An 11,309-nucleotide genomic window follows, 5' to 3' on the forward strand; every position below is an offset into this window, starting at 1 on the left:
GTCACCGGGAAAACGTGGCAGCGGTAAATCGTTTCCTCCCGTGTGCCGGGCATTCTCAGGCTTTCGGAAATCCGAGCGAGATGATTCCCTGCGTGAGTTGGCGTTCCGAGAAAGTCAGCGAAGCTAGCTCCTGCTTGAGCCACGGCGTACCGCGCTGCACAGCACTGCGACCGCACCGCAACCGCCACCGCGAGAGCCTCGAACCTCCCCAGCCTCCTGCGTTGTCTGCGAACCACGTTCGCAGATCAGCGAGACGCGACGCGTCTCGCAAGCCTCAGTCGCTTCGCTCCACTGCGCTACTCGTCCCTCGCGCGCTTGGGCGGGGCGCATGAACGCGCTCCGCCAGCACGCGCCAGGTCGGAAGATTCGTCGAGCGCACGCCGAACCAACTCGGTCAACCATCGCAAAGGTCGAACTCACCCCATCGCCCGACCCGACAGTTTAAACCAGAAGACGAGCCAAAGACGGAGTAATGAACCAGTTCGTCTCCCTCCGCCGGCGGTGGTCGGCGTGAGCGTCGAGATCGCCGACATCGACGGCCTCCCCGAAGGCGTCGCCGAGCACTTCCGCGAGCAGGGCATCGAAGAGCTGTACCCACCGCAGGGCGAGGCCGTCGAGGCCGGAATCTCCGAGGGCGAGAGCGTGGTCGCCAGCGTGCCGACTGCCAGCGGGAAGACACTTATCGCGGAGTTGGCGATGCTCACGAGCGTCGCCCGCGGCGGCAAGGCCCTCTACATCGTCCCGCTACGGGCCTTGGCCAGCGAGAAGAAGGCCGAATTCGAGGAGTTCGAGCAGTACGGCGTCGACGTGGGCGTCTCGACCGGCAACTACGACAGCGACGGCGACTGGCTCGCGAGCAAGGACATCGTCGTCGCGACCAGCGAGAAGGTCGACTCGCTCGTCCGGAACGGCGCGCAGTGGGTCGACGACCTGACCTGCGTGGTCGCCGACGAGGTCCACCTCGTGGACGATTCGCACCGCGGCCCCACGTTGGAAGTCACCCTCGCGAAGCTCCGGAAGCTCAACGACCAGCTCCAGACGGTCGCACTCTCGGCCACGGTGGGCAACGCCGACGAGATCGCCGACTGGCTCGACGCCACCCTCGTCGACTCGACGTGGCGACCCATCGACCTCCAGAAGGGCGTCCTCTACGGGCAGGCGCTCCACCTCGACGACGGCTCGAAGAAGCAGATCTCCAGAGGCAACGAGAAGGCCACCGCCGCGCTGGTGGAGGACACCCTCACCGACGAGGGGTCGAGCCTCGTCTTCGTCAACTCCCGGCGGAACGCCGAGGCCGCGGCCAAGCGCCTCGCGGACGTGACCCGCGACTACCTCGACCCCGAGGAGCGCGACCGACTGCGCGAGATCGCCGCCGAGATCCGCGACGCCAGCGACACCCAGACCAGCGACGACCTCGCCGACGCCGTGGCGAAGGGCGCGGCGTTCCACCACGCGGGGCTCGCGAGCGACCACCGCTCGCTCGTCGAGGACGCCTTCCGGGAGCGACTCGTGAAGGTAATCTCGGCGACGCCGACGCTCGCGGCGGGGGTCAACACCCCGAGTCGGCGGGTCATCGTCCGGGACTGGCGGCGCTACGACGGCGACGTCGGCGGGATGGCCCCGCTCGACGTGCTCGAGGTCCACCAGATGTTCGGCCGCGCGGGCCGCCCGGGCCTCGACCCGTACGGCGAGGCGGTGCTCATCGCCAACAGCCACGACGAACTGGACGAGCTGTTCGACCGCTACGTCTGGGCCGACCCCGAGCCGGTTCGGTCCAAGCTCGCGGCCGAGCCCGCGCTCCGGACCCACATCCTCGCCACGGTCGCGTCGGGGTTCGCCGACAGCGAGGACGAACTCGTCTCGTTCCTCGAACGCACGCTGTACGCGACCCAGACCGACGAGACCGGGCGGCTCGAAACCGTCACGGACAACGTGCTCGAGTATCTCGAACGCAACGAGTTCCTCGAACGCGAGGCCGACGGCGGACTGCGTGCGACCGGTCTCGGCCACCGCGTCTCCCAGCTGTACGTCGACCCCATGAGCGCCGCGGAGATAATCCACGGCCTGCGCGCGGCCGACGACCGTCCGACCGCGCTCGGGCTCTACCACCTCGTCGCGCGCACGCCGGACATGTACGAACTGTACCTCCGGTCTGGCGACCGCGAGGAGTACACCGAACTCGCCTACGAGCGCGAGCCCGAGTTCCTCGGGTCGATGCCCTCGGAGTTCGACGACAACGCGTTCGAGGACTGGCTGTCGGCCCTGAAAACCGCCCGGCTGCTCGAAGACTGGGCCTCGGAGCTCGACGAAGACGACATCACCGAGCGCTACGGCGTCGGACCGGGCGACATCCGCGGGAAGGTCGAGACCGCCGAGTGGCTGCTCAACGCCGCGGAGCGACTCGCCGGCGAACTCGACCTCGAATTCGGCGCAGCAATCCGCGAGGCCCGCAAGCGCGTCGAGTACGGCGTCCGCGACGAACTCCTCGACCTCGCGGGGGTCAGGAACGTCGGCCGCAAGCGTGCTCGCCGGCTGTACGAGGTGGGCATCGAGAGCCGGGCCGACCTCCGCGAGGCCGACAAGTCGGTCGTGCTCGGCGCGCTCCGCGGCCGGCGCAAGACCGCCGAGAGCATCCTGGAGAACGTGGGCCGCAAGGACCCCGACCTCGAAGGCGTCGAAGCGGACGGCGACGCGACCGCGGAGGCCACCACCGCCACAGGGAGCGACGACGGCGGCCAGCAGAGTCTGGGTGACTTCGAGTGACCGACGAAATTCGGGATGGTCCGAAGTTCGTCGCCGGTCGCGCCGAAATCGAGGACCTCGACGCGTTCCTCGCGGAAATAGACGAAACCGCCGACGAGTTCGACTGCGCGGTGCAGGCGTTCGACGCCGACTACGTGGTCGGGGAGGACCACCTCCGCGCCGCGGTCGAGCGGGCCGACCGGGCGTTCGACCGGGGCGAGAACGTGGCCCGCGAGCGCGCGGTCGAGATCCTGCTGTACGCCGCTGGCCGCCGGCAGATCGACCGGGCGCTCCGGATGGGCGTCTCCGAGGGCGAGAACCGCGTGGTCGTCGTCGTCCACAGTCCCGAGGGTGACGACTCCGCCGAGTTGGCAGCAGCCGAAACGGTTCGGGATCTGCTCGCGCCTGCGTCCGCGGCCGCATCCGCGGATGCGGCCGCGGACGCGGGCGCGAGCGAGGGTTCGGCGGGCGCGAGCAGTTCTGCAGGCGCGAACACGGCCGCCAGTGCGGACGAAGATTCGCGCAGTGCTGCGGCCGCGAGTGCGTCCGCGGATGCGCCCGCGGCCGACCGCATCGACCGAGGGGCGGTTCGGGAGTTCTTCGACGTGAGCGAGGCCGAACTGGCCGCGACCGACGCGACGCTCGGGGACCTCGTGCGCGAGCGCGTGGCGCTGCTCAACGTGGAGAAGTAATACGAAAGGAAGATTACTGACCACTCGCCGTCCCAGCCGCGACTTTCCCGGGGAGTCAGGGAGCAGGACTGTCCTACTGTGACTCCGTGCGGGTCATTCGTCGATACGCGACGTACAGCCCGACGAGAGCTGTCGCCAGCTCCACGACGGCTTTCGCCGTCTGAAGAGCGGTCGTCGGTTCGACGGTGACCACGACTGGGTAGGACGTGGTCATTTCTGTCACCGCTCGTAGCAGTTCCGATTGACATATTCCGTCTACTGGGTGAAAATATGACTATATCGACTCGATGTTGGCGTACCTCCCTACTCGGAATATTGCCTGGTTATGAGAAAGAGACGAACATCCTACGGAATTCGCACGAAAAAAGCATCAGTGTGTGCGGTGACACAGTGATGCCACGTCCTACCCACGAAAAAATACTATCTGGCTACTAATAGAGTTTACCTTGTGAGAAGTCGATGCTCACGAAAACCGACCCAGCCAGCAGGGTTACGGACGTCAGGACCGAACTCACGAGTATGACCGACTACGACCCGGACCCCGAGACGGAGCAACAGCACGCCCGCGAGCGACAGCACGAGCGCACCGAGAGCGTGGAGGGGATGCTCGGCGAGGCCGGTGAGATGCTCGGCGAGCACAAGTACCCCGCGACCAGCGAGGAACTCGCCACCGAGTACGGCGACCAGCCGCTCGACCTCGCGAACGAGACGGAGTCGCTGGGCAGCGTGTTCAACCGGCTCGTCGACGAGCGTTTCGAGTCGGCCGACGAGGCCCGCGAAGCCGTCTACGGCGAGATCACCGGCGAGGCCGCAGGACCGGAGGAGTACAACGACCAGCGCGACCTCGAATCGCTCGACGACGCCGAGGTCGACGCGGAGTCTGACGTGAACTCGAACTGATCGGCCGGCCGTTCTCGCGCGGTCCGTCGCCGTAACTCGGCCGTCTCTCCAGTCGAAACGAGGGGGTTGGTCAGACGGGGGCCGGGAGTCGTTCCGGGACGAGAAATGCGAAGAGGGTCGAGTAGTCCCACCAGGATTCGAACCTGGGTCGAAGCCCCCAGAAGGCTTCAGGATTGGCCACTACCCCATGGGACTGCAAACTTGCGTACTCGTCGGGGGAATGTAAGCGTTGCGCGTTCGCTCTCCCGTGCTACGGATTCGCACTCTGCCGTGGATGGTCCCCTAACGAATCCAATTTACTCCTCGTCCGTGTACAAATCAACACCTACTTGCCCGCTCAGTCGGCACGTTCGTGTATGTACGTCGGACGTTTCGTCGTCGTCGGACCGCAGGTCGCAGCGTATCGCGTCTCCTCGCGGTCGTTCCCGAATCGCCGGATCGTCGAGCGCGAGAACGCCCTCACGGTCGCCCCGACCGAGGACGCCCCGGAGACCGACAACCCGTACGTCTCCTACAACTGCGTCCGCACGGTCGAACGCGACGCGGGCGAGGCCGCGGTCGTCGGTAACGGCTCGCACGTCGACCCGATCACCGAGAAACTCGGCCTGGGCTACCCCGCGCGCGACGCGCTCGCCGAGAGTCTGCTGGCGCTCGACTACGAGAAGGACGACTACGACACGCCCCGCATCGCGGGGATCCTCACGGGCGGGGCAGACGACGATACCGCGGCGACCGCCTACGTCGGCACCGTCCGCAGGGACGCGCTACTCGTCCGCGAGGTCGCGGAACCGACGCTCGTGGCGACCTACGAGAAGGACGCGCCCGAGGCGTTCGAGTTCGCAGCCGAGACCGCCGCCGACGCCGCGCGCGAGGCCTACGACCTCGACTTCGAGCACTCGGTCTGTGCGGCGGGGGTCGCGCGAACCGACGACGGGGTCGAGACGGCGGTCGTGAACGGGAACTGAGGTTGCGCTGAATCGCCTGTTGTACGGAAATTGAGCTCGGCGACAGTGACTGGAATTAAGTTCCGGGCGGCCGAACGCTCCGGTATGAACGTCGGCATTCTCTCGGACATCCACTCGAACAGGGTCGCGTTCGAGGCGGTCCTCGACGACCTCCCGGACGTGGACGCGCTCGTCTGCGCGGGCGACGTGGTCGGCTACAACCCGTGGCCCGCCGAGTGCGTCGAGATGGTCCGCGAGCGCGCGATTCCGACCGTGATGGGCAACCACGACCGCGCGGTAGCGACGGGCACCGCGTTCGAGTTCAACCCGATGGCGAAGGCCGGGGTCGAGCACGCCGAAAAGCGACTCTCCGAGGAGCAGCGCGAGTGGCTGGCCGACCTTCCGGACGAGCGCCGGGCGTTCGACGGTCGGCTGAAGATCGTCCACGGCCACCCCGACGACCCCGACCACTACACGATGCCCGACGAGTTCTCGGCCGACCTGCTCGACGACGAGGACGTGCTCGTGATGGGCCACACCCACGTCCAGCACCACGAAATCTACGACGACGGCGTGGTGGTGAACCCCGGAAGCGTGGGCCAGCCCCGCGACGGCGACCCCCGGGCGGCCTACGCGGTGGTCGACCTCGACGACCGCTCGGTCGAGGAGCACCGCGTACTGTACGACACCGACGCGGTCCGGGACGCGGTGGAGGACGCGGGACTGCCGAGCCAGATCGGTCGTCGGCTGCTTCACGGGAAGTAGAGGGGGAATCCCGCCACAGTCCTCGGAGTCGCCGGAAGAATTGGGCTGCTGGAAAGTACGGAATCGCCGGAAGAAAACGGCGGAGTTACGCGATCTCGTCGTACTGCTCGGAGAGCTTGTCGGCGGCTTCGCCGAGCTGCTCGCGCTCGTACTCGGTCAGGTCCCACTCGACGACCTCCTGGACGCCGCCCTCGCCGAGCTTGACGGGGACGCCGAGCGCGACGTCGTCGTGGCCGTACTCGCCGTCGAGCTTGATCGACCCGGGGAGGACCGCGCCCGTGTCGCGGACGATGGCCTCGACCATGTGCGCGACGCCCGTGGCCGGACCCCACTCGGTCGCGCCCTTCTTCTCGATGACGTTCATCGCGCTGGTCTGGAGTTCGTTCAGAATCTCCTCCTTCTCGTCGTCGCTGAACTCGGGGTCCTTGCCGTTCGCGCGGACCTTCGAGAACACCGGAACCTGCGCGTCGCCGTGCTCGCCCAGAATCGTCGCCTCGACGTTGCTGACGGGTTCGTCGAAGCGCTGGCTCAGCACGTAGCGGAACCGCGCGGAGTCGAGCCGACCGCCGAAGCCGACGACCTGCTCGCGCGACCGCTCGCCGGTCTCGTAGAGGTGGCGGTTCAGCAGGTCGACCGGGTTCGAGGTGGTGACGGTCACGAAGTCGTCGTTGTACTCGGCGACCGACGAGCCGATGTCCTCCATGATGGGCGCGTTGTCGCCCGCGAGGTCGATGCGGGTCTGGCCGGGCTGGCGCGGGATGCCCGCGGTGATGACCACCACGTCCGACCCCTCGGTGGCCGAGTAGTCGCCCTGCCGGACGACGGTGTTCGAGTCGTACGCGATGCCGTGGTTCACGTCGGCGGCCTGCCCCACGGTGTCGTCCTCCTTGTCGGGGATGTCCACCAGTACCAGTTCGTCAGCCACGTCCCGGAGCGCGATGTTGTACGCCGCCGCGGCCCCGACGGTTCCGGCCGCGCCGACAACGCTGATTTTCGTCATACCACGTAAAATACCGCCCGCAAAACCGTTAAGCGCTTCGGAACGGCCGAAAAACGGCCACAGATGTCGGCACGCGACGACCGAGGTTTCGACGACTGACGTTCTCTGACGGGAAACGCGACGACGGGAACTTTTTCGGTTCGGACTCCCATCTACTCCACATGAGCAGCGACGATGTGAGCGACGACTCGGGATTCGACAAGGAGGCCGAGCGCGAGAAGCTCCGGGAGAAGTACGGGCAGGACGACGACCGGGAGAACACCCGTCGGATGAGCGAACTCCTGCTGCAAGGGGCGACCATGACGGGCAAGCACTGCAACCAGTGTAGCGACCCAATCTTCCGGTACGACGGCCAGGAGTTCTGCCCGAACTGCCAGAGGGAGGCCGAGGGCGGCCGGGCTGGCGGGGCGAACGGCGGGTCGCCCACGAACGGTTCGCCGGAAGGCGAATCAGCCGAAGCCGGGACGGCCGAGGGCGGCTCCGCGGAGTCGCCCTCGGCAGCGAGCGGTGGCTCGGGGGAACCGGCGACCGGCGACGGGACCGCCGCGGGGACCGGTGATCGCGTGGCCGACGTGCGACGCGAGGACACCGACGACGAGCCCCGCGTGGAGATCGAGGGCGTCCGGGTTGCCGACGACCACGTCGACCGCTCGAACCTCCGCGATCCGCCGTCACAGCAGGGCGGGGACGCTCACGCGGCCAACTCCTCGGGTCGTGGACACTCGTCGGGCCATGAACGCGACTCCTCACGGCCTGCGCGCGGCCGTCGCGAGCACGCTCGCGACGGCCGCGCGCATGGGGCGGAGGACCGCGCGCATCGAGCGAACGACCGGGCACCCGTGGCCGACAACCGCCCACAGGGGGCCGACGACCTCGGTACCGCCCGGGAGTCGCTGGTCCGTACGCTCACCGACCTCTCACGCCGGGCCGAGGACACCGACGATGCGACCCACGCCCGCGAACTACTCGCGGCGACCCGCGAGGCGGCCGAGGCGCTCGCCGCGCTCGACCGGGCGAATCGGTAAGACGATTCGGTCGCTACCGCTGCTCGTCTTCTCGCTCGGTTCTCGAAGAAGAATCGGATCCGGTCAGCGCGTCCGGAGTCGTCGACTACCGTTCGGTCGCTCCGGCTGTACGGGTCTCGCTCGTGGCGGACTGGCGCGGCTCCGCGAGCGACTCGACCCTCTCCCAGGCGGACAGTCGCTCGACATCGGGTGCTCTCGCGGTCTCGTGCTGCGGGTCGCCGTACAGCGTCTGTTCGTCGCGCTCCGCATCGACCTCGTGGCACGGGTCCCCGTACAGTCGGCGCTCGTCGAAGGTCCGAGCCGGACTGGTTTCGGACTCGCCGAGGTCCGAGTCGAGACGTTCCGTCCCGTCATCGGTGGAAGGCGATTCGAACATGTTTACTCGGTACCTACTCGACGACCCGTTCGGGCTTAACTCACCACGGCCGTTTCGCTGGGTTTCGACCGAAAACGCGGGATTAAACGCTCCCTAACCGGAACAACAGGGAGTTTCCACTGAGGTAGGACGAGGTTTCCCGGTGCCAGAATTCGGGGCCCGTCCAGAGGTAACGATTGGTTTCACCGACGGTTCCGACCGTTCCAGCCGAATAATTCCGCTACTCCTCGGAACGAGGGGCTCCGTCACTCCTCGTACTCGCTGCCGACGACCTCGCGGATGCGGTCGGCAGTCACCTGCCCCACGCCGTCGACTTCCAGCAGGTCGTCCTCGCGCGCGGTCATCACGGCTTCGACGGTCTTGAACTCCGCCAGGAGCGCGCGAGCGGTCACGGGGCCGATGTCGGCGATAGACGACACCACGTACTCCTGCTGCTCGGTCAGCGTCTTGCTCGACTTCTCGCCGTGGACCGATAGTTCGCGGTCGTCCTTGTCCTGCTCGCGGGTCGCAACCACCTCTAGCAGGTCGGCGGTATCGTCTTCGCCGTCGGTCCGGAGGACGCTCGCGCCGAAGTCGACCGCCAGCGAGGCGAGCGCGCCGCGGACCGCGTTGGGGTGGACGTTGCGCTCCTCGTAGAGCCCCTCGCCCTCCAGAATCAGTACCGGCCGAGAGTAGTGACGACTGGCGTCGCCCAGTTGCTCGAACATCGAGCGGTCGCCGCCGGTCAGCGTGTCGAGGAAGTCGGTGACCGACTTGCGCTCGACGACTACCCGGTCGCTCAGCACGTAGTCGCCGACCGACAGGGTTTCGAGTCGCGTCTCGATGCCCTCGCGGGTCGAGAGGTCCCGCGCGATGGAGGAGTCGAGTTCGCGCTGGTCGGCCACGATCTCGACCGTCCCGTCGTCGGGCCGCGCGGTGGCAACCACGCTCTCGGTTTCCTCCACGTCTTCGACTTCTTCGGCGTCGGTGGTGGCCTCCACGTCGTCCGTCTCGGCGTCGTCGGCTTCGTCGTCGTTGGCCTCGGCGTCGTCGGCTTCCTCGCCGTCGCTCGCGCCGAACGACTGCAGCCCGGGCTGCAGTCGTTCGGCGCGAGCCGACTCGCCGGGGTCGGGGCCGCCGGTGCCGTCGCCGTTGGACTCCCCGGTTTCGCGCTCGCTGGCGTCCCCGCCGGAACTCCCCGGCGTGTCGAAGTCGGCGAGCTGCTTCTGGGAGTCGTCGAGCTCCTCCTCGACCTCGCCTGCGACGCCCTTGAGCTGGCGGAGTTCGGACTCCATCTCGTCTTCGCGGCGCTTCGAGATCCAGAAGTACGCCTCGTCGCGGGTGTCCTCGGCGAGCAGGACCGCGACCCGGCCCTCGGCCTGTCGGCCGGTCCGGCCTTTGCGCTGGATCGAGCGGATGGCTGTCGGCACCGGCTCGTAGAACAGCACGAGGTCGACCTCGGGCACGTCCAGCCCCTCCTCGGCGACCGAGGTCGACACCAGCACCTCGAACTCGTTGGCCTTGAAGCGGTCGAGGGTGTCCTGCTGCTGGTTCTGGGTCATCCCGTCGCTGCCCTCCTTGTCGCCCTGCCCGACGAACCGCTGGGCGTCGAAGTGCTGGCCGAGGAAGTCGGTGAGGGCCTCGGCGGTGTCGCGGGACTCGGTGAACACGATGACGCGCTCGCCGTCCTCGATGCCGAGCGTCTCCGCGATGCGCATCCGCGCACGGGAGTACTTCGGGTGGAGATCGTCGTACGTCTCGGCTCTCCGCATCGCTTCCTTGACTCTGGGCTCGGAGACGAACCGCTGGCTGGCCTTCGACGCGCCCGACGACCGGGCGGCGTTGCGCTGGCGCTCGAAGTAGCGTTCGAGCGCCTCGACGCTCTGGGTCTCGACGTACGTCACCGCGGTCCGGAGCTTCCGGATCTCGGCCAGCGCCGACATCCCCTGGAACCCCTCCGACTGGTCGTTGTCGATGAGCTGCTGGAGTTCGGCCCGCATCTTCTTGAGGTCGGTCTCCGAGAGGTCCGCGCTGGTCTTGCGCGTGATGCCGAGTTCCTTGAGCTTCTCCAGCCGGTCCTCGATGACCTCGTTGAGCGCGTCCCGGATCTCCAGAATCTCGTCGGGGAGTTCGACGCGCTCCCACTCGACGTCGGTGTCGTGGGTGTAGTCGTCGACGTCGCTGTCCTCCTCGGTCATCACCTCCACGTTTCGGATGCCGAGGTTCTCACAGACCGTCAGGATCTCCTCCTCGTCGCCGCCCGGCGACGCGCTCATCCCGGTGACGAGAGGGTTCTCGGCGTCCTGGTGGTAGCGCTCGGCGATGTAGTTGTACGCGTAGTCGCCGGTCGCGCGGTGGCACTCGTCGAAGGTGAGATGGGTCACGTCGCGCAGGTCGACCCGACTCCCGACGAGGTCGTTCTCGACGACCTGTGGCGTCGCGATGACGATGCGGGCCTCGTCCCACAACGCCGCGCGGTCGTCGGGCGACACCTCGCCCGTGAACATCACGATCTCGTCGTCGGGAATCCGGAGGGCGTCGCGGTAGAAGTCGGCGTGCTGCTGGACGAGGGGTTTGGTCGGCGCGAGGAACAGCGACTTGCCCCCCGCGTCCGCGAGCCGTTCGGCGGTCACCAGCAGGCTCACCGTGGTCTTGCCGAGGCCGGTCGGCAGACAGACCAGCGTGTGGCGGTCCTTCGCCGAGCCCGCCAGCTGGAGCTGGTACATCCGGCGCTCGATGAACCCCGGTTCGAGGAGTTTGTGGTCCACGTACTGCTGCTCGCCGGTGGTCGCCATTCGTGAACCCGTTAGTCGTCCTCCGATTAAAGGGTTCGCGTTGCGTGGTGAAAGTGAAGCGCCGGCGGTGTCGGTCTGACGCCGACGGCCG

The 11,309-nt window shown here is 67.5% G+C and carries 9 protein-coding genes and 1 tRNA gene; 6 read left to right on the forward strand and 4 right to left on the reverse strand.

The genetic code is table 11. The features are described 5' to 3' along the window. The first annotated feature begins 510 nt into the window (after positions 1-510). The 3 genes from DPQ64_RS13250 (at position 511) to DPQ64_RS13260 (ending at position 4,334) form a co-directional block, all read left to right on the forward strand. Complete coding sequence (locus DPQ64_RS13250) at positions 511-2,763, forward strand: ATP-dependent DNA helicase (RefSeq protein ID WP_115864807.1); 2,253 nt, start codon at positions 511-513, stop codon at positions 2,761-2,763. Beyond that, entirely contained in the window at positions 2,760-3,434 is a 675-nt protein-coding gene (gene cgi121, locus DPQ64_RS13255; protein ID WP_232820577.1) for a KEOPS complex subunit Cgi121, read from the forward strand. The genes DPQ64_RS13250 and cgi121 overlap by 4 nt, the downstream gene beginning before the upstream one ends. Before the next feature lie 519 nt (positions 3,435-3,953). Beyond that, a complete protein-coding gene (locus tag DPQ64_RS13260; RefSeq protein ID WP_115864809.1) occupies positions 3,954-4,334 on the forward strand; it encodes a DUF5789 family protein in 381 nt (126 codons plus the stop codon). Positions 4,335-4,456: 122 nt separating this feature from the next. On the opposite strand, the gene DPQ64_RS13265 is transcribed toward DPQ64_RS13260, so the two are convergent. Then, positions 4,457-4,529, reverse strand: a tRNA-Gln gene (locus DPQ64_RS13265). 161 nt (positions 4,530-4,690) lie between these two features. On the opposite strand from DPQ64_RS13265, the gene DPQ64_RS13270 reads away from it, so the two are divergent. Together DPQ64_RS13270 and DPQ64_RS13275 are read left to right on the forward strand one after the other, a co-directional pair. Continuing rightward, the gene (locus DPQ64_RS13270; protein WP_115864796.1) at positions 4,691-5,299 is read left to right on the forward strand and encodes an IMP cyclohydrolase; all 609 of its coding nucleotides are present in this window, start codon (positions 4,691-4,693) and stop codon (positions 5,297-5,299) included. 84 nt (positions 5,300-5,383) lie between these two features. Continuing rightward, positions 5,384-6,043 carry a metallophosphoesterase family protein gene (locus DPQ64_RS13275; RefSeq protein ID WP_115864797.1) on the forward strand — a complete coding sequence of 220 codons (660 nt, stop codon included), beginning with the start codon at positions 5,384-5,386 and terminating at the stop codon, positions 6,041-6,043. Between the two features lie 85 nt (positions 6,044-6,128). On the opposite strand, the gene mdh is transcribed toward DPQ64_RS13275, so the two are convergent. Next, positions 6,129-7,043, reverse strand: a complete 915-nt coding sequence (gene mdh, locus DPQ64_RS13280) for a malate dehydrogenase (protein WP_115864798.1) — start codon at positions 7,041-7,043, stop codon at positions 6,129-6,131. Positions 7,044-7,204: 161 nt separating this feature from the next. Here mdh and DPQ64_RS13285 point away from each other — a divergent pair, with 161 nt between their 5' ends. Beyond that, on the forward strand, positions 7,205-8,068 hold the full coding sequence (locus DPQ64_RS13285) for an Sjogren's syndrome/scleroderma autoantigen 1 family protein (protein ID WP_115864799.1): 864 nt from the start codon (positions 7,205-7,207) through the stop codon (positions 8,066-8,068). Between the two features lie 85 nt (positions 8,069-8,153). Here the strand turns inward: DPQ64_RS13285 and DPQ64_RS13290 are convergent, their stop codons facing one another. Next, the gene (locus DPQ64_RS13290; RefSeq protein WP_115864800.1) at positions 8,154-8,444 is read right to left on the reverse strand and encodes a hypothetical protein; all 291 of its coding nucleotides are present in this window, start codon (positions 8,442-8,444) and stop codon (positions 8,154-8,156) included. 245 nt (positions 8,445-8,689) lie between these two features. Continuing rightward, positions 8,690-11,218: a DEAD/DEAH box helicase gene (locus DPQ64_RS13295; protein WP_115864801.1), complete on the reverse strand. Its 2,529-nt coding sequence runs from the start codon at positions 11,216-11,218 to the stop codon at positions 8,690-8,692. Positions 11,219-11,309 lie beyond the last annotated feature (91 nt).

The sequence above is a fragment of the Halorussus litoreus genome, assembly GCF_003382685.1.
In the GTDB taxonomy this organism is placed as follows: domain Archaea; phylum Halobacteriota; class Halobacteria; order Halobacteriales; family Haladaptataceae; genus Halorussus; species Halorussus litoreus.